Raw genomic sequence first — 24,450 nt, forward strand, 5'->3', positions numbered from 1 at the left:
AGTTGAAGTGTTGTAAAGTTGCTGCCGCCGCGGTTTTGGCCGCGACCGAATCTAAGTTGGTGCGGTAGCAACATTTCAACACATCAAATTTTCAACAATTCAACTACGCCCCATGAGCCTAATTATTTTTATCAAAAACCCGGCCCTGGGCAAAGTTAAAACCCGCCTGGCCGCAACCATTGGGGACGAAGCCGCGCTTGCCGTTTACCACAAACTCTCTCACCGCGCTCGTGAAATGGCCCTAGTCCTGGATGTTCCCCGCCATTTGTTCTACAGCGATTTTATCGACGACAATGATGCCTGGGACAAGGCCCTTTTTATCAAAAAACAACAAGTAGGACAAGACCTTGGTGAACGGATGCACCTTGCCTTTGTGGACACCCTACAAACTTCTTCCAAGGCCGTCATCATTGGTAGCGATTGCCCCTTGTTGACCTCCGAAATTGTGCAGTTGGCTCTTGATCAGCTTGACGAGTATCCTTTCGTTTTAGGCCCAGCTTTGGATGGTGGGTACTATTTATTGGGCATGCGAAAGCCAACACCAGCACTTTTTGAAAACATGGAATGGAGCACGGAGAATGTGGCAAAAATCACCTTGGAACGGATGGCTGAAAGTGGAGCCCCCTGTTATTTGTTGCCTGCCTTGCCAGATGTTGATGTGGAGGAAGACTGGCAAAAATATGGCTGGTGATTTTTTGTCTTGACTTTAACAGATTTAATCGAAAATTCAAACATCACAGTTGCATGTTTGAAGTAATTTTAGTTACTTTATTAGTAAATACGTACCTACATGATCCAAAATAAAGTTTTGCTTACCCTGGTCAAAATCATCAGCATTATTTTACTTTGCTACCTCCTCTTTGTTGACTTTTTCTTCGATGAATGGGTTGAACAGCAGCCAAAGGAAACTGTCAGGCTGATCCAGCGAGGACGTGGTTTTGTCATGTTATGGGTGAGTGCCCTCTGCTTTTATAACCTATACAGCAGATTTGCCAAAAAAGAAGCTCCAATTCAGCCTTAAATAATCGACAATGGACCCTGTAATGGAACACTTTTATCTGGATCTGGGGATAAACCCAATCAGCCCGAAAGCCCGAAAAGGGTTGAATATCTTATATGTAGTTGTCCTTATTTTTTCAATCGTAAAATCGGTGGCTCGTTTTGCTACGAACCAGGAACTTCCCGGCTGGACCTCGATCTTTTTAGTCCTATCCTTCGTATTTAGTCTGTATTTCATCAATCGAAAGCGGTTTTTCCCTGAAGGTAAATTTTTTGTGTCCATTACCCGGGATACCCTCAAGTATCGCGCGCAAAAGGATGCTGAAGTACAGGCCTGCTCGCTCCAAGACATCGAATACATCCACCATGATGATGAACGGGTTGGATTCAAGCCCGCTGGTGCATACTGGCAATACATCTACAGTGGCCAGTTCACTAAAGAGATTTTTGAGCACCTTGAAAAAGCCCTCCAAGCAAGGGCCAATTCGAATGTCATGTGACAAGCTTTTCAGTTTTCACTCATTCAGCCCCTCCACAAACGGCACAAATCGAAACGGCCCCAGCGGCTCATCCTCATACAAATTTTCAGCAATGCGCCGCACTCGAACCATCGTCTGCTCTTCCTCTCCCACGGGGATCACCATCACGCCCCCAAGGCTCAACTGATCCCGCAAGGCATCCGGAATAAACGGCGCTCCGGCCGTAACGATGATCCGATCGAAGGGAGCGTACTCTGGCATTCCTTTATACCCATCGCGAAAAAACAAGCGGATTTGGGGAAAACCAATGACAGGCAAAAAAACCTTCGCTTTTTCGTACAAGTCTTTTTGGCGTTCAATGCTGTATACCCTTCCCCCCAAAAGTGCCAGGATACAGGCCTGATACCCCGATCCCGTACCTACTTCCAATACTTTTTGGCGCTTTTCTACCTCCAGCAATTCAGTCATGTAAGCCACGGTGTAGGGCTGGGAAATGGTTTGTTCGTTCCCAATCGGGAAAGCTTTGTCCTGATAAGCGTGTTCTTCAAAAGCTTTATCCAAAAAATAATGCCGAGGCAGCGTACCTATCGCCTCCAGCACTTTTTCATTTTTAATGCCTTTTTTGCGCAAGCCTTCTACCAATTGGCGGCGCATCCCTTTATGTCGATAAGTATCTTGCATTTTTAGTTTTTCAACATGGGGATATGTGGAATACCATCTTCCAAATACCCCTCGCCGCATTGGACGAAGCCCAAGGATCCATAAAATTTTTCAAGGTAAGCTTGTGCGCCAATTTTGATGGCTTGCTGTCCAAAAGTAGCATACAATTGCTCAATGCTGTATTCCATCAATTTGCGTCCCCAGCCACCACCTCGCGAGGCTGCCGAAGTTACTACCCGACCAATAGAAGCGTATTCAGGGTAGGCAATGCCCTTATCCAATAAACGGGTATAGGCATGCAATTGCCCATCGGTATCATACCCAAAACAATGGTACGCAACTTGATCTTTGCCATCTGCATCCAGGAAGGCACAGTTTTGCTCAACCACAAAAATCTCCTGCCGCAGCACCATACTGTCGTACAATTCTTTCAAACTCAGCTCGTCAAAATGTTTACAGGTAAAACTCAGGTTCATAAGATCAAAGTAGAGGGGCAAAAACAAATGCTCATTTTTATCGCCCTAAAGCTACAATTTTTGGTCCAAAAATAAATGCCGCTACTGCGATGGCCGCTAAAGCGGTAATCAATACTGCCCCCGCCGCCACATCTTTAGTTTTACCAGCCAACTCATGGTAATCGGGCGAAACCAGATCGGTCAAAAATTCGAGCGCGGTGTTGAAACCCTCCGCTGCCAGCACAGCGCCAATCGTCAAAGCCAAGATAGCCCATTCCAATGCCGATACTTCGAGGTACCATGCCACTACAATTACTACTGTGCCAGCCAGTAAATGAAAGCGGGCATTGGCCTGGGTTTTGATCAACAAGGCGATTCCTTTAAAGGCGTACCTGAAACTGGCAATGTATTTTTGCAGCATAACTAAAAATTTATTTGGTAATCGCAGTTAGAAACTTAATTTTCTTTGGAATACTCTGGGCTTCTTCCTATTTTCCCGCTCGTAAACGCCAAGCACTTGGTCAACTGAAAGTTTGCAAACCACAATGTATGAACACCCATAAGATTTGCATGCTGGGCACCGGTTTAATCGGTACCTTTTATACCATGACTTTGCATAATCTGCGTGGACGCGATCGGGTCCATGCCATCTATTCCCGCAGTCAGGAACGCGCCGACAAGTTCGCGAAAGAATGGGGAATTCCCAAAACTTATACCAATCTCGCTGCCGCTATTGCCGACCCAGACATCAATGTAGTGGTCATTGGCCTGCCCAACGACCAGCACCTGGAAGCGGTTAAACTATGTGCGGCCGCTGGCAAAGCTGTCCTTTGTACCAAACCGCTTGGCCGCAACGCAGCTGAGGCCAAAGAGATGTTGGACGTCGTGGAAAAGGCAGGAATTTTTCATGGTTACCTTGAAGATCTGGCTTACACCCCCAAAACTTTAAAGTCGCTGACTGCGGTCAAAAACGGTGCCCTTGGCCGTATTCTTTGGGCTCGTTCCCGCGAAGCACACCCTGGTCCACACAGCGATTGGTTTTGGAACAAGGATATGGCTGGCGGTGGCGCTATCGTAGATCTTGGTTGCCATTGCATCGAGATTGCCCGCAATTTCATTGGCAAGGATGTTAAACCACTCGAAGTGATGTGCTGGGCTGCAACCCAGGTCAAACCCATTGACGCTGAAGACAGCGCCATTGGCCTTGTCAAATACGCCAATGGTGCCATCGGCCAGTTTGAAGTAAGTTGGAATTACCGCGGTGGTATGGATTTACGCGATGAAGTAGCCGGAACCGAAGGCAATATTCGCCTCGATCACTTCCTGCGCACGGGTTTTGAATTGTATACCGGAGTAGGCCTAGGTGGCTATGTCGCCGAAAAAGCGGAAAGTGAAACGGGCTGGATGTTCCCGGTTGGCGATGAAGTGCACGAGTTGGGTTATCCGCATATGTTTGCAGATATGTTCGACTGCATCGATAGTGGGGGCACACCGATGGAGTCGTTTTATGATGGCTACATCGTCAATGCCATTATTGATGCCTGCTACAAATCAGCCCATACTAAACAGTGGGAACCCGTACAACTCGATGTTTGGCGGGGCTCCAACGACATTACGGAAGGTGCTCAATACGAACACTACGATGAGCAGCACTACCTCATCAAAACTGAAATTCTGCCGGATGAACGCAAAAAAATCATCCTGAAGGACAAAACTACGGGCGAAATCACACAAAAAGTAATTGATAAAGCAGAATAATCAGTTTTCATCCGTACTCCGCTATTCAGGGATAAACGATTGGTGATTGATTATTGAAAAAACACGACCATGTTGGCAATTGGAATGGACCTTGGCGGCACTGCGGTAAAAGCAGTCGTCATCGACCACTATGGAAATGTTCAAAAAACGATGTCCCGCCCCCTTGGACAACACGCCACACCTATCGATGAGTGGCAATGGAAAGGGGTTGTAAAATCAGTTGCAAGCGACCTTTTGGAAGAATTTGGCGATCGGGTCACGGCCATGGGAATGTCGGCACCTGGCATTTGCAACGAAGAAAATACCGCAATTTACTCCATGCCAGGCCGCTTTTATGGGCTGGAAAAATTCATCTGGTCGGATTATCTCGATCACGAAACCTGGATTCTGAACGACGCCCACAGCGCCCTGATGGCTGAGGCGCAGTTTGGTGCTGCTAAGGGCTATAAACATGTGATTTTGCTCACCCTGGGAACAGGGGTAGGTGGTGGCATCATCATAGATGGAAAATTGCTACAGGGTCGCAACATGATGGCTGGTCACTTGGGGCACATCTCCGTAGATGCCGACAATCCTGAATTGGATATTTTCAAAATCCCTGGTAGCATTGAAGACCACATTGGTAATGCTACCATTGAAAAACGCACCTACAACCGCTACCAGGCTACCCACGAGTTGGAGGCTGCTTACCGCGAAGGAGACCCGATTGCTACCTACGTTTGGTTGAGCTCAGTGCGCAAGTTGTCGATTGCGATGTGTTCCTTGATCAATGCGCTTTCGCCCGAAGTATTTGTACTTGGCGGCGGCATTGCCCAGGCTGGGGATTCGCTGATGAAACCACTTTCCGCGTTTATGGAATTGCATGAGTGGCGGCCTCGTGGAGAAGGGGTTCCAGTGTTGCTAGCGCAACATGGTGAATATGCCGGGGCGATTGGTGCGGCGGCGTTCGCGATTCGGCAGAGCACGAAGTAGAGGAAAATAAAAAGAGTACATGAGATAAGCGTTGAGAAGTGGGCTACTGCAGCGACCGGTTCGCTGCGGAAGTCCACTTCTCAACGCTTATCTCATGTACTCGGAACTCGGAACTCAAAAAAAATCATCAATCAACTGATCATCAATTTAATTCAAATTTACTTCCTGCTATATTTTTCCTTTCCTCCTACCACAGTTTTCAGCACCTTGGTTCCCAAAATCTCCTCATCTCCACACTTGATCAAGTCCTTATCCAATACCACAAAATCTGCCAGCTTGCCTTTTTCCAGCGAGCCCTTGTCCTTCTCTTCAAAGGCAGCATATGCATTCGCCATCGTGTAGGAATAAACCGCCTCTTCACGAGTGATCTTTTGTTCAGGGAAAAAAACCAGGCCACTGTCGGCTCGTTTACGGGTTACTGCGGCGTAAAAAGATTGTAGTGGGTCCACATCTTCTACCGGAGCATCGGTTCCATTGGTCACCACTGCCCCTGCGTCCAAGAGTGAGCGCCAGGCGTAGGCTCCATTGCGGGCACGGTCTTCCCCAAGGCGTTTGACCACAAAAGGAGCATCCGAAGTACAATGTACCGCCTGCATGGCCGCGATTACGCCCAGTTTTTTAAAGCGGGGAATGTCGTCAGGGTCCAGGTGCTGAGCGTGTTCGATCCGCCAGCGCAGTTCTTTGCCTTTTTGGTCTTTTTTCAATTCGCCCTCCATGATGTCGAGGCAAACCCGGTTGGCGCGGTCGCCGATGGCGTGAACACAAAGCTGGAGTTTGTGTTCGCGGGCCATTTGGGCAATTTTTTTCACCTCCTCCACCGAAGTTGTGTTTTGGCCTTCAAAATCGGGCTTATCCTGGTATGAGCGCAGCAACCAAGCCCCAAACGAGCCCAATGCCCCATCCACTTCCGACTTGATACCATTGACGGTAAAATAATTATTGCCCAGGTTGATCCAGGGAAAATTATTGAGTTTTCCTTCCATGTCCTTGGAAGAATGACGGATCATGGCCCAGAGGCGCACATCAAATTTGCCAGCCTCGGCCAATTCCCGGTACCAGTCCAGGTCTTTAAAACTGGATCCCGCATCCTGAAAGGAGGTGATTCCCTTGGCCAGACATTCTTTTTGTGCCAATTCAATACCTTTCAACCATTGTTTTTTGCGGTCTTCCTCTGATAAGGTTTCCAGGTATTCCTGGTATACTTTGTAGATCACTCGCATGGCGCGTTCTTCGAATACCCCGATGGCATTTCCCCGATCGTCACGCACAATTTCACCACCAAGAGGGTTGGGAGTTTCAGCGCTTACCCCTGCCAAATTCATAGCCTTTTCATTGGCAAACAAGCCGTGGCCACTGGCATGGCTGAGTAGGACAGGGTTGTTCGGCGCCGCTTTACTCAGCTCATCATGGTAGGGATACCCCAGTACATTGCGGTCTGGTGTGCTGGTCCATTTTTCTTGATGCCAACCACGACCAATGATCCACTCACCCGGTTTGGCGGTTTTGGCGCGCTCGGCAACTGCTTGGACTATTTCTTCCCAGCTTTTGGATTTGAGGAAATTCAAATTGATCAAACTTTGGCCCAAACCCGAATAATGCCCGTGCCCTTCAATAAAGCCTGGCATAACGAACCGGCCTCCTAAGTCGACCGTTTGAGTGTTTGGGCCTTTCAGTTTTTCAATTTCGGCATTGCTGCCTACGGCCAAAATCCGTTCGCCCAGAACCGCAATGGCTTCCGCATGAGGATTTTTTTCATCCACGGTGTAAATGTTGCCGTTGGTAAAAATGGTGTCGGCTACTTCTTTTTTTTGGCATGCTGAAAACAAGCCAAATAATAACACCATTGAAAAAAGAGAAAAAGTTGTAGTTTTTTTACTCAGGTAGAACATGTTTACAGTTTTGATTTGGAAAGGGAAAAATTGCGATTATGTTTGTCACAAGTCTAATCAATTTCAATCAAAAAAATATGGAAATCATCATCCGCAGAGCCACCCACGCTGATTTGAACGCCATCCACGATCTGGTCCACGATTTGGCCGTGTACGAAAAAGCTGAAGAGGAATTCATTGCCACAATTGAAGAGTACGAACGTGATTTTAGCAGTGGCATTTTCCAAGCCATCGTTGCAGAAATGGACAATCAGGTGGTAGGAATGGCTTTGTATTATGTGGCCTATTCTACCTGGAAGGGCAAAATGCTTTTTCTGGAAGATTTTGTAGTAAAAGAAACCCATCGGCGTTATGGCCTGGGCCAAAAATTATTTGATGCTTTTTTGGATGAGGCCCGCAACCAGGGTTGCCGCATGGTGAAATGGCAAGTTTTGGACTGGAACGAGCCAGCGCTGCGCTTTTACCGCAAGAATGACGCCATTATTGAAGAGGGTTGGTGGAACGGGAAAATCTTCTTTTCCGAAAATTTCTAGAAAAATTTAAAAAAAAATCCAAATCTGCAAAATTTGGCACGCTATTGGAATATTAGTTAAATATCTCAACCGATTAAAGATCTAGTGTTTCATAGTGTGTGGGGGGGAGTTGCCGATTTGGAAGCCCCTCCATTTTTTTGAATTTGCTTTCCTCAAAATATACAAGGGCTAACTGTAATTTACCAAGAAAGGGAGTAGGCAACTGCTCCCTCTTTTTTATTCCCTACTCAATCCAAGGCCTCCTGCCGAAAATGCCGCTCCATTATTTTTTCTAAATAGAACTGGTCCAGCGCGTCAAATGAATTGATTTGGGTACTATCCACATCGTACACCGCAATCAGCTCACCTTTCCCATCAAATACTGGCACCACAATCTCCGAAGCCGAATTGGGGTCACAGGCGATGTGCTCGCTGCCTTGTGCCAGTGCATGAACATTCCCTACCAGTTGCGTTTTTTGCTCCCGTGCCGCTTTGCCACATACCCCCCGGCCAAATTCGATGTGCAAACAACCCAAAGTGCCTTGGTAAGGCCCTACCGAAAGTCGACCATTTTTGACCACATAAAAACCGGCCCAATAATAATAAGGCAGGTAAGTTTTCAACACGGAGTTGATGGTTGCCATTTTGAGGATGCGGTCGGTTTCGCCTCCCAAATTGGCATCAATGGCGACTACTGCCTGTTCGTAAGCGGCTTTTTTGGCCTCCGCATCCAGATTGAGCGAAGGTTTGATGAAATAGGGCATTTCTGCGGATGCGGACATGGTACTTCTTTTTGCAAGAATACAAAAAAGGGGAAAAAAAGTTCGTTAGGCCAAACTGGGTTTAGCCCTTCTGATGATCCACTCCGCCACCAACAAATTAGGCACCCAGCTCAGCCAGGCGATGATCGGATAAGCGAAGTCGAAACTCATGCCCAAAGCGCCCAGGAACAGGGGCATCCACAAGCGTAGGGTGACTGCCCCAAAACAAAGGGCGTAACTGCGGGTCATCCAGTTTTGATGCTCGGCAATGTCGCGTTTTTTGATGGCCAGAAAAGCCTTCGCCGTTGTATAGAGCCACAAAAAGCCCAAGGCAGCAAAACCCATTTGCGCCCACACCCCTCCGCTAGCCGCAAAGGCGATGCCAAGACCCGCAACTCCGCTCAACATGACCGAGGCTATGTAACCCTTACCCAGGTTGCGGTGCAAGGACAAGTGTTTTTGCCGCAAGCTGGATAAGAACTGCGTGCAGCCACTCAACAAAGCCAAACCACCCAAAGTGATGTGGGTATAAAAACCCACTTGCCACAAACGATTGCTCAACAACTGCGCTGATTTGGAGCTCATCAGGCCATTACTCATGTCAAATAGGAAGTAAACGAGCGGGTACAACCCAATGGAGATGGCAAAAAAAAGGAAAATAGGCGTGAGTACTTTTGATTTCATAAATAATTGTTTGCTTAAAGATGTAAAAATTGAGCTTGTCCCCTAAATCTAAACCAAATTATTGTCGGGATGGGCTGGTGGTTGGGATTTGGAAACGGACGGTTCAGAAGAATAAAGTGGTGGTGGAAGTCGAGTTTTTTGATTTGAAGGATGCGCTGGAGCTGAGGGTGATGGAAAAAGTGGTGGCGGGTTTTGGGAAGTTTTTGGGCTTGGAGGTGGTGGTGAGGGCAACAAAAAAATGTTTTGTATCTCCTCCAGGGGGAATGATTATGGTGCAGGTAGTCCAATGCATCAATTTGATTTTCAAGAGCCCTATTTGAGAGGTGTTTTTGGCATGGCTGGAATACATGACATCAGTTTTATCACTGCTCAACCGATGGATTATGATCCAGGTATTACACAAAATGTGCTGGATGGTGCCAAAGCAGAAGCGGTGTTGATGGCTCAGAATAGTGATTTGTAAAATTTGATCAGAGCCCCTATCATATGACCCTTTAAGCGCATGGAAGGTGGTAAGATGGGCATTTCAAATCAAGATTTGAGCTCCTTTTTTGCGTTTAAAGGCTCCCACCTTGATCCGCACCCAATACCTCAAGGTTTATCAAATCACCTATAAAATTTACGGATTGCTGAACCGCAAACCCGTGGGCAGTTTCCCCGCTGCGAAAATGTTGCTAGAACTGGCAGAGGAGCAACACCCGCAATCAGCGATTGTGTTTGCACATTGGGGAGATTATTTCCTCAAAATGCAGGATCGGGCGGCGGCGATTCGGGCCTATGAACGGGCAGATCAGTTGGATCCAAGTGATGAGGGAGTGGTGAAGGTTTTAAGGGGGGTGAAGTAGAGAGCTTGATAGAGGTGGAATATTCAATTTCTGCCACCGCGAGTGGCAGAAATTGTCCTTCTGATTCTCGTACCAGTTGTGCGAGAATTTCAACCACAAAATTATCTCTAACTGAATCTTCCTTGATTGGAGTCTATCTTTAGCTTCGCTTCTTCCTGACTTAGCCCTTCGTCTAGTAAAGTCTCCTGAATGATGACCCTCACATCTTCCAAGGGCAAATCCACCAGAATAGCCACCTTTTCAAAGGAGAATTCTTGAAGACTCCAGAGTTTTTTGGCAAACTCGCGTTTTTCCAGGGCAATACCTTCAACAATGCCTAGTTCTCGCCCTTGTTCCAGTCCTTGTTCCAGTCCTTGTTCTAGTCCTTGTTGCTTCACATCTTCCAGAATAGCTTCAATGAGTCCCATAGGTTTGTCTACTTGAGTTAATGCCATCAAATCTTGTTCAAAAATAACTTCAATTTCTGAATTTGTAAAGGGCAAATAGAATTTTATAAAGTTGATGATCAGGCTGATTTTATCTCTGGGGATATTGCGCATTTTGAGCCTTTCAATTAAGTTTAGCTTGAGGGCACGGAGCGCCTGGTCATCTGCAGGTTGGTCTAAATATTGCCAGGCAGCTTCCATAATGGCTGCAAAAGGATTCGGATTTTGGCTCAATTCGGCTGGGGAATGCTCGCACAAAACAAAAGTGTTGAATTTATAAACCAACTCTGTGCCAAAAAAAGAGGCTCGATATTCCTTAAAATGATGCTTGTGTTCCCAATCTGTGTAAATAGCTAACGCTGTGACTGGTCGTTGAAATTTATCGCCGATGCGATAAACACATTCATACATGCGACGATCAAAAAAAGGATCGGAATAACCCTGCACTTCTACATGGATCAAAAACCAAACTTCTTCGCCATCTTTTAACCACACTTTAATGAGCTTATCCGCATGCCTATGACGACTAGGGTTTTCAGGCAACAACTTTTGCAACTCGGTATCGAGAAACTCAAAACCGCGTTCAAAATCAATTAAATCTGCATATTCGGCAAAGAAAAACCGAATGAATTCATCGATTAAACTTTCGATAATGCCTTTCCAGAGAGCGTCTTTTGAAATGTGCATTTGGGGGTATTGAAGAGTGCAAAATAATTAAAGTTTTAAAATAAAAAAAATAAAACTATTTTTTGCGCAAATCAATCAAACCAAAAATACTTCCAATGCTTCTCCTCGGCTTCGTGCATCGCATACCAGCCTTGTGTAGCCTCCATTTGTTCTTGCGACCAAATCAAAATCCATGAAGCATGGCTAGGCATGATGTGCTGATCCAATTTGTTGTACATGACAAATTCCCTGGTACCGAAGTTGTCGAAAAAGAACCTGGGTTGTTCAAAGCACAAATTGTAAGCCTGGCCATTTGGCGTGTAGTAGAATTTTTCAATACCAACAATCCCGGGGTGATAGTCTGGCCATACCGCAAAAAGTGAAGCAGGATAACTGCCATGTTGGAGGCGGTGGCGTTCAATGGCCTCAATGAGTTCCTTGCTTTGAGAAATGGCGTATTCCCTGCTAAAGTTGGTTGCAGATTTGGAAAAAGCGACCTGAAAGAATACCAGGATCAGCGGGATGGCCAAGAGGGACAAAGGGACATAATTCAGCCCTCCCGGCTCAGCATTTTTCCAGGTTCTAATTTTATGCCTTGTTTTCAACATCAGAAAAAGCCATAGAGCCAACGCAGATAAACCTACCAAAACGCTATACCCAAACAAGACCAAGAAGGTTCCTGGAATGGCTATGAAAGAGAGGCCAATCACCGAAGCCCAGGCAAAATGGTGCCGCAGATTTGAAGTGGGTACATTGCGTTTTCTTCGAGATTCTTGCTTTATTTCATACCTCAACCATAAAACACCTATGGGAATCAGCAATAGTCCAAACCCGCTCCATAACTGCAACAGGGTGGAAATGGGCAGGGCTAAAGCTTCATACTTTCCGGGGAGATAGGGATAAAACATAAGCGACCCTACCAAAGTGCCGATTGCCCCAATCGTCATTGAATGCCGAAATAATGTCCGCATAGCCTAAGGTTTGATTAATCCATCCAGTAATACCGCCAATGTGGTACCTTGGCGTCAAAGCTGGCGTAATGTCCTTTGATATTGTGGATGTTGGCCCGGTTGTAAACCACCAGCTCGTCGGTAGCACCCAGTTGTTGCTGAAAAGACAAGTTATAAGTTTCTCCAATTTTTTCATACTGATACTCCATACTGCCCATGATGGCAGGACGAGGTATTTTGCTGAGGTAGTTGGGTTGCAGGTCTGAAATGGATTCAGGGTATTGCCCTTTTTGGATTTTATAGGTTTCGATCGCGCTGATTAGGGACTCCGTTTTTTTGATTACATAATTACGGCTGTACTGACTTACGGGTACCACCAGGCTCATGTGCACAATGAAAGCGACCAAAGGGATACTCAACAAGTACAAGGGAATTGGGTTAAACCTTTTCTCAGTTTCTCTTCGCAATTTGTTCAGTTGTGGAATGATTTTCCACAAGGCCAAAGCCAGCAAAATGGCAGAGGGCAAAAGGCCGTAGGCACCTTTCGTTAACACCAAGCCTAATGTCAGCACCAGAAAAGCACAACAGACCACCATCGCCGCAATTGCAAAATAGTACCCCGAGCGCCAATAGTTGTTTACTTGATTGCTTTGCCTCAATTTTTTAAATTCTACAATGGTCCAGGCAATACTGATGGGTGCCAAAAAGATACCCACAATCGCTCCAAAAAATCCAAATACAGAAAAAGCCGTCGCAACCTGATTCGGTGGGCCAGGCACAAAGCGTAGTAAAATGAGTGCTGCAAAAAGTAAGTTCAATCCAATCAGTTTAACCCAGTGTGAAGTATACATTTGTTGAAAAGGATAAAAGGTGAGTTGATAAAAATTCCCCATGATCTCTGGTCTAAACAGCAGTAACACATCCAGTACAAAGTGCCATTTGGCCTGATTAAAGCCATATTCTTCTACATTCAAGTGGAACTGTTCGAGTAAATCGCCTTCAATTTCTTCCTGGAAATCCGGGTGGCAAAACCAGCGAAATACCTGTAGCAAGATTCGTGGTGGATTGGGATTTTCGGTACCTTTCATCTCAGTTGAAATTGAGTTTGGGCATGGCATTCCACAAAGAAAGCCGTTGTTCTTTGCTCTCCTTGATCACCTGCAAACCATAAGTGGAAATGGTGTAGTAGCGCTTGCGTTTGCCACCGCGCACCTTGGTGGCTTCGCCAAATTCAGAGCTGAGCATCCCCTTTTCTTCCAGGCGTTTGAGTACGGTTTGGATGGCACCCAAGCTCACACTTCGATCGAGCCGGCTTTTGATCTCCTCGATGATGCTGAGCCCGTAGGCTTGCCCGTCCAAAATGGCGACCGTGAGCAACACGATTTCTTCAAATTCTCCAAGGTGGTATTGATCCATTAGGCTATATTTACTACAAATGTAGTTATTATTTTTATAAAAACTAGATTGTAGTTAAAATTCATTGTGATTTTTTTGACCTGATCAGGCATTTGAATCGCCAGCAATTAGAAAAAATATTCTAATTTTGTAGGAAAGACCGGGCACGAAGCGTAATTTAAGTTTCGATTCACCAGACACAAAAGAGGGCCATGCGCAAATTCTCTTTGAGTAAAGAAATGTACGCTCAGATGCTGGATGGTTTGAATAACCTCTACTTCTCGGACAAACTGGGGTTCAGCGATGACCTCAAATTCATTGCCAACGATTACTGGTTGGGAGATACTGCGGTTATTGAACAACTACAGCTCCGCAAGGGGCTTTGGGAAGTCAACCTTATTTTTGCCTACCCCTCTGCACCAACCCGTTTCCTCAAACGCCGAATTACTGCCCACGCCAGCCCCCAACGGGCGGCTCAAATGGCTTTTTACATGCGTCGATTGGCAGCTAAAGACCAACGTGGAACCATAAGCGTTAATATTGATGATTTTCATTTATCCTTAAATTGAACCTGAAATGCCACAAATCGGCACCAAACAACGAATACTGGACGCGTCTGTGCTGTTGTTTAATCGAGAAGGACTGGCCAATGTGCGTTTGCAGCAAATTGCCGATGAAACAGGTATCAGTGTAGGTAACCTGGCTTACCATTTCAAAAACAAGGAAGCAATTGTTACCGCCGTATATGAATCCCTGTTTGAGGAACTCAAGCAAATTTTATCCACTTATTTGTCTCAACCCAGTCTCAGCGACTTTGACGATCAACTGCGTCGGTACTACTCTTTTTTTCGCAAGTACCGTTTTTATTTGATCGACCTTTTTGAAATCGAGCGCTCTTTTCCCGATATCATTGCCCAGTGGCACGAGTTTGTGGCCAAAATGATTTTGCAAATCCGCCGCCGGATCGACTACAGCATCCAACGAGGCGTCTTTGTGCCTGAGCCTACCAAAGGCTTGTACGATACCCTTAGTGACAACATCTGGATGACCATCACTTTTTGGATTCCTCAACAAGTACTAAAGGGATTACCCTTGGATGAAAACTCCTTTAAGAGCGCCCTCTGGATCCAATTTCAACCTTACTTCACCGATAAGGGCTTGGCAGAGTACCACGATACCATTGCGCCCATCGAAATTGACCGTGGAAAATAAGATTAGAAAAAAGTTTCTAAAAAAATTAGAAATTATTTTCTAATCCAGGAACAATGGTTATATTTGCTATCATGGCGAAACTTCCGTCATTTGTTTTGACATTTTTCCTGATCGCAAAAAATCATTACCATGGCGAACATACTCTGGCTCCAGGGCGGAGCTTGTAGTGGCAATACCATGTCGTTTCTCAATGCCGAGGAACCCACAGTGGTCGAGCTCATCACTGATTTTGGCATCAATATCCTCTGGCATCCCTCCATCGGCCTCGAAATCGGGGATCAAGTTCATGATCTACTGAATGACATCCTCGCAGGGAAAGTTCAATTGGACATCTTCGTATTCGAGGGTACTATCATTCAGGGTCCCAATGGAACTGGAACCATGAACTACTTCTCTGAACGCCCAATGCAAGATTGGGTGAAGGAACTGTCCAAAGTGGCGGGGTACGTCGTAGCGATTGGGGATTGTGCCACTTATGGCGGGATTCCCGCAGTTGCGCCCAACCCGAGTGAGTCTACCGGGATGCAATTTTTAAAAACCCACAAAGGAGGATTCCTGGGGCCAGATTACGTCTCCAAAGGTGGCCTTCCCGTCATCAACATTCCTGGCTGCCCTGCCCATCCTGACTGGGTCACTCAAATTCTGGTAGCCATTTCAACTGGTCGTATTGGCGATATTTTGATTGACGAATACCATCGTCCCAAAACCTTCTTTACCGATTTTGTACAAACGGGTTGCCCCAATGCCATCAGTTTCTCCCAAAAAGTAGATGGTGGATTTGGCAAACGCGGCGGTTGCCTGTTCTACGAGGTAGGTTGCCGTGGCCCAATGACCCGCGCAAGCTGCAACCGGATTTTGTGGAACCGCACCTCCAGCAAAACCCGCGCCAATCACCCTTGCTTGGGTTGCACCGAACCAGGATTCCCTCACCACGACCTGAAAAAAGGAAGTGTGTTTAAAACCTTGAAATACCTGGGCTTTTTGCCACAGGATGTTCCTGCGGGCACCTCCAAACTGGCCTATTACACCCGGGCAGGTTTCGAAAAAGTAATGGGTAGCGTAGAAAAAGTAACCGGTACCAACAAAGTCCATTTTGACACCTCTAAATAATCCATCGTCATGTCAGTAATGAAAGAATTAAACATATCTCCCGTAGGTCGTGTGGAAGGCGATCTCGATGTTAAAGTCTACATGCAGGATGGAGTGGTGACTCGTGCGCATACCCAGGCTGCAATGTTTCGGGGTTTTGAACAAATCATGGCGGGAAAAGACCCCCAGTCGGGTTTAATTGTTACCCCGCGTATTTGTGGCATTTGTGGGGGCTCCCATTTGTATTGTGCTTCTTCGGCACTGGATACAGCCTGGAAGACTCATTTACCGCCTAATGCACTTTTGCTGCGTGCAATTGGGCAAGCAACCGAAACCATTCAGAGTATTCCGCGATGGTTTTATGCCATTTTTGCGACGGATATGGCCAATAAAAAGTTTGCCAACAAACCTCTGTACGAAGAAGTAGTGCGTCGTTTTGCTGCTTATGTAGGTACTTCGTTTCAAAAAGGAGTTACCGCCAGTGGGCGACCAGTAGAAGTATACGCCATTTTTGGAGGTCAGTGGCCACACTCCTCTTACATGGTTCCAGGAGGTGTAATGTGTGCCCCTACCCTCAAAGACATCACCCGGGCTCACGCCATTATGAATCATTTCCGGGTCGATTGGTTGGAAACAGTTTGGTTGGGTTGCTCCATCGAGCGTTACATGCAGATCAAATCCTGGGATGACCTCATGAATTGGCTGCACGAAAACGAGTCGCACCACAACAGCGATTTGGGGCTTTTCCTACGGGCTGGCATTGAATTTGGATTGGACAAATTCGGCCAGGGTGTAGGAAAGTTCATGGCTTATGGTACCTATTTGCACAAGGATATGTACAACAATCCTACGGTAGAAGGCCGGCAGGATGCCGTAATCAGCGCCGGTGGTTTTTATGATGGTGCCAACTTCTTCAACCTGGATCATCGTGAAATCACCGAGCACGTCAAACATTCCTGGTACAAAGACGTAGCAGCAGCTCACCCCTGGAACGAGCCACTGCCCACCCCTTTGCCTTCACAAAACCTGGAACAAACCGACTTCAATAACAAATACTCCTGGGCAAAAGCACCACGCTACACCGGGCATGCAGCTGAAGTAGGTCCCTTGGCCAGAGTGATCATGAATGCCAATCCGGTCAATCAATCTCACCAAATTCAGGATCCATTGTTCCTGGATATCATGAACCGGATGGGGCCAAGTGTATTCACCCGGGCATTGGCGCGGGTACACGAAGCACCACGGCTTTACACCTTCATCAACGATTGGCTAAGTCAAATCAACCTCGACGGTGAGTTCTACGTCAAACCTCAAGAACGCGATGGCCGCGGCTGGGGTGCAACCGAAGCCGCTCGTGGTGCCTTAGCCCACTGGATCGAAATTGAAAACGGCCTGATTAAAAATTACCAGGTCATCGCACCGACCACCTGGAATGTAGGCCCCAATGACGAATCAGGCAATTCTGGCCCAATTGAAGCGGCATTGGAAGGTACCGAAATCGAAGATCCACACGATCCTGTAGAAGTAGGAATGGTGGCCCGTTCTTTCGACTCCTGCCTGGTGTGTACCGTACACGCTCATGATGCCAAAACAGGTGATAAACTGGCGAAGTTTAAGTTGTAAAAAAATCGATTACCTACCTGGGGCGATAAAAAAATAAGTGATCATTTTGCCAGAGGATTAGATAAGTAAACGTTTCATTTTAAGTGCCTTATCTAATCCTTTGGCTAAGGAAAAATGATCGCTTATTTTTGCCCCACTACTATAAGTTGAAACCCGCAATTTTTGCAAAAAGATTGCGGGTATTTTTTATTTTTAGAGATGGAAAAAACCGCAATTTTAGGCTTTGGCAATCCGGTGCGCAGCGACGATGGCATCGCTTGTTTTGTAGTCGAGAAGCTACAGGAGCACTGGGGCAATCACGAAAATTTAAGCATCCTGGACATGGGTACTTCTGCATTTGAAGTCCTTTTTCAATTGCAGGGGCACTCGCGGATCATTTTTGTCGATGCGGTGATCAATACAGGCGAACCCGATGGTACCCTTTATCGCTTACCCGCCGAAGCCATTGCAGCTTCTATTCAGGACGATCCTATGGTATTTTTGCACAGCCTGAAATGGGATCAAGCCTTGTCCTACGCAAAAAAAATCCTGGGGGCTAATTTCCCCTCGGATATCAGTGTTTATTTGATCGCGGTTAGCAATACCCGTTTGGAGGTGGACCTAAGCGAGGAAGTAAAAGCTGCCGGACTCAAAGTAGTGGACTTGATCAATCAGGAATTGTTGACGGAGTTGGGGCAAGCCAATCTTCCAGTTTTTGAGCAATCTACAAACACGCTCAATTGACCCTACCATGAGCCAGGTAAAACTCAGAACACAACACCTCCTGATCGACGCAGCCCTGGCTGCAGAAGTGTTTGGGTCGTCTGCCCAGGTGCATACTGTTTTTTATGCAAACCAACAATCATTGCTACTGGCCCCCATGGAGGATGAACTTTTTGCCAAAATCCACAAAACTGCCTTACAAATGCTCAAATCCCGCAATTTGCAGGGCGACAAGAGCATTTCCCTGCAAGAACTGATCATCGACCACGATTTGGACGATAGTGATCGAGATTTGGCGTTTTCCCATCAGCCGGGTATTCAACTATTACAAGTAAAATTTTAGTATGGTTTCCATTTACGCCGCTACCGAATTGCTCGATGCGATCAAGGGCATCATTGCCACGGAAGATCGTTTGCACGAACTCGTTGAGGTAAAAGATTTTCTGCAAGATAGGCCCGAACTGTGTGGTTACAACCTGATTGTCCGCCAAGAGCACATCGCGCAGGTGATCGATTGGCAAAATGTACTGCCCCCTTATTTGCTCCCCGAAGCAATTGCATTTAGTCAGAATAACTTACTGGCGCTGGTTTACGCTAAATTGGGCAATTACGAACGGGCTTACCAGTTGTTGAGCGACAATGGATTGCTGCGCAATGAAATTGACATCGTCAACCGTTTGCAAAACGGCATTCCTACCCCGCCAGAAGTCCTGAACTCTGATCTCAGTCCCTTTGAAGAATACCGCTTTTGCCACAACGCGGCCATCTTGCACCACTACGCGGCTACCGAGGCCAGTTTCGATCCCAATAAAGCCCGCTATTTTTACCGCGAGGCGTTGAACAGTGCTCCCAATGGCGAATTTTACGCCTTCACTGCCAAACAATACGTCGCTTTTTTGCAGGACATGGAAGAGCCTGAAGTGGCGGAACATTTGTTGGATGATGCCATCAAGGAAGCCCTATCCGACGATGCCAGAATGGAACTCAGGGCAAGTTTGTCCCAGGTATGGATGAAAAAACTGGTGGCCCCTTACGACCCTGCTTTGTTGGAAAATCTCAAAAACACCCTCTGGGAAAGCCTGCAATACTACCAAAAACAAGGCCGCAGGGTAGAAGAAGCCTTGCTGTTGATTGATGCCTCCCATGTGGCCAATCTTTCCAAAAGTTTTTCAGAATCACTAGGCTACATCAATAAGGCGTTGGATATTCTGGGCCAGGAGGAGCTGCCCGAGTTGCAAGCCAATGCTCATTTCCGCCGCGCAGGCTTGTTGTATGCCTGGGCCCAAAAAGGAAATCCGCAGTTTTATCGGGGTGCCCTGGAGAGTTACCAGGAGGCATTAAAAGTGTTTAACCGCGAAGACAGCCCGGAAACCTTTGCCGAAATTCACCACCACCTGGGGGTCATTTATTCCGAAATCCCGGACGAGGTGCGCAAAAAAAGCATTTGGGCAGCGGTGTCTTCTTCCTCCTTCAATGAAGCCTTGAATTTTTACACCAAAGACCAATATCCCTACGAATATGCCATGATTTGCAACAATTTTGGCAACGCCATTTCCAAATACCCCGAAGCCATTCATTCTGACAACCTGGAAAAGGCTGCTTTTTATTACAACGAGGCCCTGAGCATCCGCAGCGCTGAACGTTTCCCGCTGGAGCGCACCTTGACTTTGCTCAATTTCCTGGAAGCCTATTGGTACATGAGTTTGGGAGAAAATGGTTCCAATATTGTGCGCTACAAACAGATGTTGGCTTTTGCCGAAGAAGCACGTACCCTTACTGATGACCCAACCCTGATCGCCGAAGCTGAAAACCACTTGCTCAAATTGCAGGAACTGGGTCAAGCCCTGGCCCACGAAAAATAAGCCATGCACGAAATCTCGCTGGTTCGCAACATCTTCCGCACCCTGGAAGCACAACTTCCCGCCGAGGAATTGGCGCAAGTCCAAAAAATCAAACTACAGGTTGGGTTATTGGCCAATGTGGAGCCTATTTTGATGCAAAATGCTTTTGAAGCGGTGATTGCGACCGAACAGCCGGGGTTCAAGTCAGCAATTTTGGAGATAGAATTGGTGCCCATTCGGATTTTGTGTCCTTCTTGTGGGCAGGAGTCAGGGGTGGAGAATTATCGCTTTCGCTGTGGTTTTTGTGATACGCCGAGTAATGAAATTGTGAGTGGAACTGAGTTGTTGATTAGTGGGGTGGAGTTGAGGGAGAATTAGTTTTTACCTATCTTTGTGGAAATCGGAGTTGAGATTTTTAGACTCAACGAATTTTCTAAATGACATTTGTACTAAAATAGCCACTGGGCAACCTTAATGAAAACTTTTTCCTCGATTACTATTTGGAACAATATTATCAATGTCATTTATAAATATCTGAACTGCACTGGCACACAACTCATAAAATGGCCTCATAGAAATGATATAGGTGGGGTGCTCATTTAGCAGGGTTTCCAAAAAAACTTGATCTCCAAACTGAGTATCAGGGAATAAATAGGCATGTTTCCCTAAAACAGAATTATGTGTTAGTTGAGAGCGAAACTTTGCATAAAGAGCTTTTAAAAACTTGGAAGACAAGTTTTGACCAAAATAGTGGCTATTCAATATTTTGAAATGTTCCCAGCCTTCACCAACAATATAGGTTTTCTTCCCATCAACAAGAATTTCAAGCGATTTATCTTTAGCAAAGTAACTCCCTATTGAATCAACAATTGAAAACAGTAACACACCTCCTGGATATCCTAGGCATCCATCTCCTTGGAAAGAATTCCATTTAGGGTCGTTTTTTCTGTAATAACAACAGAACTTTGCCGCTTCAAGATACTCTGGTAAAGATTCCTTAAGCATGTCACTCGGAGTTTTGTGTAGTGCCATGATTATGGGTATATGTTCTTATAAAAGTGAATTTTGCATCTAGCTCTATCAAAACAGACAGAATTAGATGCAAAATTTAATAATTTTAAAATCTATTAATTATCAATCTCTCACGCCAATTCCACCCTCACCTTCACCACGACCTCCTCCGGCAAATCCAGCACTTCCCCTTCAACTCCCGCTACCAACTCCAACCTCACCGCCAATACCTCATCACTGATGTACTGCCCAAACTGGGCCACAGCTTCCTCCACGGCCGGGTGTTTTTCCAGGTCGATTTGGATGCGGTCGGTCACGTTGAAATCGCGGATTTTGCGGATGTTCTGGATGCGGTTGACCAGTTCGCGGGCCATGCCCTCGGCCACCAGGGCGGGCGTGAGCGTAATGTCGAGTGCCACGGTGAGTGGGCCGTCGTTAGCGACCAACCAGCCGGGGATGTCTTCAGCGGCGATTTCAAAATCTTCCAGGTTCAGGTCGAAGCTGGTGCCGCCGACCTCCAGGGTATATCGTTTGTTCTTTTCGATGGCGTTGATGTCGGCCTGGCTCAGGTTGTTGATGATTTCCTGGGCGGCTTTCATGTGTGGCCCCAGGCGTTTGCCCAGGGTCTTGAAGTTGGGCTTGATGCGCTTTTTGAGCAGGCCCGAAGCATCGGTCAGGTATTCGATTTCCTTCACGTTTACTTCCGACTTGATCAGGTCTTTCACCGCGTCCAGTTGTTCGATGAATTTTTCATCCAACACGGGCAGGATCACCTTTTGCAGCGGCTGCCGCACATTGATTTTGTGCTTTTTGCGCAGCGAAAGCACCAGGGAGGAGATGCGCTGGGCATAATCCATCCTTTCCTCCAACCCTTTGTCGATCATGTCGTCGCCAGCAGGTTCGATCAGGGCAAGGTGTACCGATTCGAAAGGCTCGTGGCGGGTCGCCTTATTCAGGTTTTGGTACAACCAGTCAGCAAAGAAAGGCGCGATAGGCGCCATCAACTTGGCCAGGGTGGTCAAACATTCGTACAAGGTTTGGTAAGCCGAGATTTTATCGTCGGTATAGCCGCCCTTCCAGAAGCGGCGGCGGCAGAGGCGGATGTACCAGTTGCTCAGTTGCTCGTCCACAAACTGCATCATCTTGCGGGCCGCGTTGGTCGACTCATATTGTGCGAAGTCGGCATCTACCTCGTTGATGAGGCTATGCAGCGCGGAGAGGATCCAGCGGTCGATCTCCGGGCGTTGCCACATCGGGATGTCGGCCTCCATGTGGCGGAACTTGTCGATGTTGGCGTACAGCGCGAAGAAGGAGTAAGTATTGAACAGTTTGCCAAAAAACAAACGGGTCGTTTCTTCGATGCCAGCCAGGTCAAAACGCAGGTTGTCCCATACTTGTGCATTGGAGATCATGTACCAGCGGGTGGCGTCGGCGCCATATTTGTCAACCGTTTCGAAGGGGTCTACCGCGTTGCCCAGGCGTTTGGACATTTTCTGGCCATTTTTGTCCAGTACCAAACCATTGGATACCACGTTTTTGAAGGCCACACTGTCGAACACCATTACGGCGATCGCGTGCAGGGTATAAAACCAGCCCCGGGTTTGATCCACGCCCTCGGCGATGAAGTCGGCAGGGTAGCGGAACTGGAAGTCTTCCTTGTTTTCAAAAGGATAGTGCCACTGCGCATAAGGCATAGCGCCTGAGTCGAACCAAACGTCGATCAGGTCGAGTTCGCGGTACAGCGGCTCGCCGTTGTCGGCTACTAGCACGATCTCGTCAATGTAGGGGCGGTGCAGGTCCTTGGGTACAGCCTGGTTTTTGCCCAGGGCAGCATTGGCCTTGTTGACCTCGTTTTGCAATTCCTCAACTGAGCCGATGCATTTTTCCAGCGTACCTTCCTTGTTGCGCCAGATTGGGAGCGGGATGCCCCAGTAGCGCGAGCGGGAGAGGTTCCAGTCTTGCAGGTTTTCGAGCCATTTGCCAAAGCGACCTTCACCCGTTGAAGCGGGTTTCCAGTTGATGGTTTGGTTCAACTCAAACATGCGCTCCTTCATGGCCGAAGCCTTGATGAACCAGCTATCCAGCGGGTAATACAACACCGGGCGATCGGTACGCCAGCAGTGCGGGTAGGAGTGCACGTATTTTTCAGAGACAAACAGCTTGTTCTCCTCCTTGAGTTTGATCACGATATCGACGTCCACGGGGCGTTCTTCCACCTGGCCGTAGTCTTTGACGTAGCGGCCAGCGAAGTCGGTCACTTCTTTCACAAACTGCCCGTGGCGATCCACCAGCGGCATATCGTTGCCCAATTCGTCTTTGACCATCAAGGGCACAATGCCGTACTGCTTGGCCACCTTGAAGTCGTCCGAACCAAAGGTTGGAGCGATGTGTACGATCCCGGTACCGTCCTCGGTGCTCACGAAGTCGCCCAGGAGTGCGCGGAAGGCGGGGCCATCCGGCTTCACGTAAGGCAACAACTGCTCGTACTCGGTATTCTCCAGCTCAGTACCTTTCAGTTCCGCTACGATCTCGATGTAGGGGATGGGTTTGTTCCCGGGTTTGAGGTCTTCGGGTTTGAGGTCGGGGTTTTGCTCTGAGAAATAAGCACTAAAGCGGTCTTTCGCCAAAATCACCACGATGGGCGCTCCGGTGTAACGGTTGTAGGTGCGCACCTTCAGGTAGGTAATGTTGCGCCCCAGGGCTACGGCGGTATTGGAAGGCAGCGTCCAGGGCGTGGTGGTCCAGGCCAGGAAGTACTCGTTGTCGCTGCCTACTATTTTGAACATGGCCACCGCGGAAGTATCGCTGATTTCTTTGTACGCGCCGGGCATGTTCAACTCGTGTGAGCTGAGGCCAGTACCTGCGGCGGGTGAATAAGGCTGGATGGTGAAGCCTTTGTACAGCAAGCCCTTGTTGTACAATTGCTGTAAGAGCCACCAAACCGACTCGATGTAATGGTTTTCGTAAGTGATGTAGGGATTGTCCAGGTCAACCCAATAGCCCGTTTTGCGGGTGATGTCGTCCCAACGGTCCTTGTACATCATCACCGTTTCGCGGCACTTCTGGTTGTACTCGTCTACACTGATGCTTTTGCCGATGTCATCTTTGGTGATGCCCAGGGCTTTTTCTACACTCAACTCGATGGGCAGGCCGTGGGTATCCCAGCCGCCTTTGCGCTCCACCCGTTGGCCTTTCATGGTGTGGTAGCGACAAAAAATATCTTTAATGGTACGCGCCATCACGTGATGGATGCCAGGCATCCCGTTGGCCGAGGGCGGACCTTCGTAAAATACATAACTGTTTTCAACCGCTCTTTGCGCGATGCTCTTCTCAAAAATGCCCTCTTTTTCCCAAAATGCGCGTATCTCTTGATCGATTTCCGGTAAATTGAGTTGCTTGAATTCCTTGTACATGGAAGTTGAAAATTTTGAAGGTGCAAAGATAGTTCTTTTTAGCTTAGGAGAACAAGTAAAGGCTGGTTTTGGGTTCCATTTAGGATTGGTTCAAGCAATGAAAACGCAA

Annotated in this window: 29 protein-coding genes; 17 read left to right on the forward strand and 12 right to left on the reverse strand. The window is 47.3% G+C overall.

Annotated features, from left to right (window positions below):
• The first annotated feature begins 112 nt into the window (after positions 1-112).
• The 3 genes from SFV55_RS21335 (at position 113) to SFV55_RS21345 (ending at position 1,499) form a co-directional block, all read left to right on the forward strand.
• Positions 113-691 (forward strand): TIGR04282 family arsenosugar biosynthesis glycosyltransferase, encoded by a 579-nt coding sequence (locus SFV55_RS21335; RefSeq protein WP_320031582.1) that lies wholly within the window; start codon positions 113-115, stop codon positions 689-691.
• 99 nt (positions 692-790) lie between these two features.
• Positions 791-1,021 carry a hypothetical protein gene (locus SFV55_RS21340; RefSeq protein WP_320031583.1) on the forward strand — a complete coding sequence of 77 codons (231 nt, stop codon included), beginning with the start codon at positions 791-793 and terminating at the stop codon, positions 1,019-1,021.
• A gap of 10 nt (positions 1,022-1,031) precedes the next feature.
• Positions 1,032-1,499 (forward strand): hypothetical protein, encoded by a 468-nt coding sequence (locus SFV55_RS21345; RefSeq protein ID WP_320031584.1) that lies wholly within the window; start codon positions 1,032-1,034, stop codon positions 1,497-1,499.
• A gap of 15 nt (positions 1,500-1,514) precedes the next feature.
• Here SFV55_RS21345 and SFV55_RS21350 read toward each other — a convergent pair whose 3' ends face one another.
• The 3 genes from SFV55_RS21350 to SFV55_RS21360 are packed head-to-tail and all read right to left on the reverse strand — an operon-like array spanning position 1,515 to position 3,014.
• Positions 1,515-2,159, reverse strand: coding sequence for a protein-L-isoaspartate(D-aspartate) O-methyltransferase (locus SFV55_RS21350; RefSeq protein ID WP_320031585.1), 645 nt, complete (start codon positions 2,157-2,159; stop codon positions 1,515-1,517).
• Between the two features lie 2 nt (positions 2,160-2,161).
• Positions 2,162-2,614 carry a GNAT family N-acetyltransferase gene (locus SFV55_RS21355; RefSeq protein WP_320031586.1) on the reverse strand — a complete coding sequence of 151 codons (453 nt, stop codon included), beginning with the start codon at positions 2,612-2,614 and terminating at the stop codon, positions 2,162-2,164.
• A 37-nt stretch (positions 2,615-2,651) separates the two neighbouring features.
• A complete protein-coding gene (locus SFV55_RS21360) occupies positions 2,652-3,014 on the reverse strand; it encodes a diacylglycerol kinase family protein (RefSeq protein WP_320031587.1) in 363 nt (120 codons plus the stop codon).
• A gap of 128 nt (positions 3,015-3,142) precedes the next feature.
• Between SFV55_RS21360 and SFV55_RS21365 the strand changes: the two genes are divergently transcribed.
• Positions 3,143-4,351: a Gfo/Idh/MocA family oxidoreductase gene (locus SFV55_RS21365; protein ID WP_320031588.1), complete on the forward strand. Its 1,209-nt coding sequence runs from the start codon at positions 3,143-3,145 to the stop codon at positions 4,349-4,351.
• Between the two features lie 69 nt (positions 4,352-4,420).
• Positions 4,421-5,323: an ROK family protein gene (locus tag SFV55_RS21370; RefSeq protein ID WP_320031589.1), complete on the forward strand. Its 903-nt coding sequence runs from the start codon at positions 4,421-4,423 to the stop codon at positions 5,321-5,323.
• 158 nt (positions 5,324-5,481) lie between these two features.
• On the opposite strand, the gene SFV55_RS21375 is transcribed toward SFV55_RS21370, so the two are convergent.
• Positions 5,482-7,212 carry an amidohydrolase gene (locus SFV55_RS21375; RefSeq protein ID WP_320031590.1) on the reverse strand — a complete coding sequence of 577 codons (1,731 nt, stop codon included), beginning with the start codon at positions 7,210-7,212 and terminating at the stop codon, positions 5,482-5,484.
• Between the two features lie 77 nt (positions 7,213-7,289).
• Between SFV55_RS21375 and SFV55_RS21380 the strand changes: the two genes are divergently transcribed.
• Positions 7,290-7,745: a GNAT family N-acetyltransferase gene (locus SFV55_RS21380; protein ID WP_320031591.1), complete on the forward strand. Its 456-nt coding sequence runs from the start codon at positions 7,290-7,292 to the stop codon at positions 7,743-7,745.
• A 227-nt stretch (positions 7,746-7,972) separates the two neighbouring features.
• Here SFV55_RS21380 and SFV55_RS21385 read toward each other — a convergent pair whose 3' ends face one another.
• Together SFV55_RS21385 and SFV55_RS21390 are read right to left on the reverse strand one after the other, a co-directional pair.
• Positions 7,973-8,506 carry a GAF domain-containing protein gene (locus SFV55_RS21385; protein ID WP_320031592.1) on the reverse strand — a complete coding sequence of 178 codons (534 nt, stop codon included), beginning with the start codon at positions 8,504-8,506 and terminating at the stop codon, positions 7,973-7,975.
• 45 nt (positions 8,507-8,551) lie between these two features.
• Positions 8,552-9,169: a DUF2306 domain-containing protein gene (locus tag SFV55_RS21390; protein WP_320031593.1), complete on the reverse strand. Its 618-nt coding sequence runs from the start codon at positions 9,167-9,169 to the stop codon at positions 8,552-8,554.
• 35 nt (positions 9,170-9,204) lie between these two features.
• Between SFV55_RS21390 and SFV55_RS21395 the strand changes: the two genes are divergently transcribed.
• From SFV55_RS21395 to SFV55_RS21405, 3 genes are all read left to right on the forward strand, one after another.
• A complete protein-coding gene (locus tag SFV55_RS21395; RefSeq protein WP_320031647.1) occupies positions 9,205-9,489 on the forward strand; it encodes a hypothetical protein in 285 nt (94 codons plus the stop codon).
• Entirely contained in the window at positions 9,408-9,632 is a 225-nt protein-coding gene (locus SFV55_RS21400) for an NAD(P)H-dependent oxidoreductase (protein ID WP_320031594.1), read from the forward strand. Before SFV55_RS21395 ends, SFV55_RS21400 begins: the two co-directional genes overlap by 82 nt.
• A gap of 88 nt (positions 9,633-9,720) precedes the next feature.
• Positions 9,721-10,014 (forward strand): hypothetical protein, encoded by a 294-nt coding sequence (locus SFV55_RS21405; RefSeq protein WP_320031595.1) that lies wholly within the window; start codon positions 9,721-9,723, stop codon positions 10,012-10,014.
• Between the two features lie 107 nt (positions 10,015-10,121).
• Here SFV55_RS21405 and SFV55_RS21410 read toward each other — a convergent pair whose 3' ends face one another.
• The 4 genes from SFV55_RS21410 to SFV55_RS21425 all read right to left on the reverse strand — a co-directional run bounded on the left by SFV55_RS21410 (position 10,122) and on the right by SFV55_RS21425 (position 13,471).
• Positions 10,122-11,126 carry a hypothetical protein gene (locus SFV55_RS21410; RefSeq protein ID WP_320031596.1) on the reverse strand — a complete coding sequence of 335 codons (1,005 nt, stop codon included), beginning with the start codon at positions 11,124-11,126 and terminating at the stop codon, positions 10,122-10,124.
• Between the two features lie 71 nt (positions 11,127-11,197).
• Positions 11,198-12,076 (reverse strand): hypothetical protein, encoded by an 879-nt coding sequence (locus tag SFV55_RS21415; RefSeq protein ID WP_320031597.1) that lies wholly within the window; start codon positions 12,074-12,076, stop codon positions 11,198-11,200.
• A 14-nt stretch (positions 12,077-12,090) separates the two neighbouring features.
• Positions 12,091-13,143, reverse strand: coding sequence for a permease prefix domain 2-containing transporter (locus SFV55_RS21420; protein WP_320031598.1), 1,053 nt, complete (start codon positions 13,141-13,143; stop codon positions 12,091-12,093).
• Between the two features lies 1 nt (position 13,144).
• Positions 13,145-13,471 carry a PadR family transcriptional regulator gene (locus SFV55_RS21425; RefSeq protein WP_320031599.1) on the reverse strand — a complete coding sequence of 109 codons (327 nt, stop codon included), beginning with the start codon at positions 13,469-13,471 and terminating at the stop codon, positions 13,145-13,147.
• 191 nt (positions 13,472-13,662) lie between these two features.
• On the opposite strand from SFV55_RS21425, the gene SFV55_RS21430 reads away from it, so the two are divergent.
• The 8 genes from SFV55_RS21430 to SFV55_RS21465 all read left to right on the forward strand — a co-directional run bounded on the left by SFV55_RS21430 (position 13,663) and on the right by SFV55_RS21465 (position 20,295).
• Positions 13,663-14,019, forward strand: coding sequence for a hypothetical protein (locus SFV55_RS21430; RefSeq protein WP_320031600.1), 357 nt, complete (start codon positions 13,663-13,665; stop codon positions 14,017-14,019).
• A gap of 7 nt (positions 14,020-14,026) precedes the next feature.
• Positions 14,027-14,662: a TetR/AcrR family transcriptional regulator gene (locus SFV55_RS21435; RefSeq protein WP_320031601.1), complete on the forward strand. Its 636-nt coding sequence runs from the start codon at positions 14,027-14,029 to the stop codon at positions 14,660-14,662.
• Positions 14,663-14,791: 129 nt separating this feature from the next.
• Entirely contained in the window at positions 14,792-15,772 is a 981-nt protein-coding gene (locus tag SFV55_RS21440) for a hydrogenase (RefSeq protein WP_320031602.1), read from the forward strand.
• 9 nt (positions 15,773-15,781) lie between these two features.
• Complete coding sequence (locus SFV55_RS21445; RefSeq protein ID WP_320031603.1) at positions 15,782-17,374, forward strand: nickel-dependent hydrogenase large subunit; 1,593 nt, start codon at positions 15,782-15,784, stop codon at positions 17,372-17,374.
• A gap of 198 nt (positions 17,375-17,572) precedes the next feature.
• Positions 17,573-18,097, forward strand: a complete 525-nt coding sequence (locus SFV55_RS21450; RefSeq protein WP_320031604.1) for a hydrogenase maturation protease — start codon at positions 17,573-17,575, stop codon at positions 18,095-18,097.
• 7 nt (positions 18,098-18,104) lie between these two features.
• The gene (locus tag SFV55_RS21455) at positions 18,105-18,419 is read left to right on the forward strand and encodes a hypothetical protein (protein WP_320031605.1); all 315 of its coding nucleotides are present in this window, start codon (positions 18,105-18,107) and stop codon (positions 18,417-18,419) included.
• A 1-nt stretch (position 18,420) separates the two neighbouring features.
• On the forward strand, positions 18,421-19,938 hold the full coding sequence (locus SFV55_RS21460; protein WP_320031606.1) for a hypothetical protein: 1,518 nt from the start codon (positions 18,421-18,423) through the stop codon (positions 19,936-19,938).
• Positions 19,939-19,941: 3 nt separating this feature from the next.
• A complete protein-coding gene (locus SFV55_RS21465; protein ID WP_320031607.1) occupies positions 19,942-20,295 on the forward strand; it encodes a hydrogenase maturation nickel metallochaperone HypA in 354 nt (117 codons plus the stop codon).
• A gap of 93 nt (positions 20,296-20,388) precedes the next feature.
• Here the strand turns inward: SFV55_RS21465 and SFV55_RS21470 are convergent, their stop codons facing one another.
• Positions 20,389-20,922, reverse strand: coding sequence for a hypothetical protein (locus SFV55_RS21470; RefSeq protein ID WP_320031608.1), 534 nt, complete (start codon positions 20,920-20,922; stop codon positions 20,389-20,391).
• 137 nt (positions 20,923-21,059) lie between these two features.
• Entirely contained in the window at positions 21,060-24,341 is a 3,282-nt protein-coding gene (ileS, locus tag SFV55_RS21475) for an isoleucine--tRNA ligase (protein ID WP_320031609.1), read from the reverse strand.
• Between the last annotated feature and the right edge of the window lie 109 nt (positions 24,342-24,450).

This window comes from Haliscomenobacter sp., from assembly GCF_033763495.1.
In the GTDB taxonomy this organism is placed as follows: domain Bacteria; phylum Bacteroidota; class Bacteroidia; order Chitinophagales; family Saprospiraceae; genus Haliscomenobacter.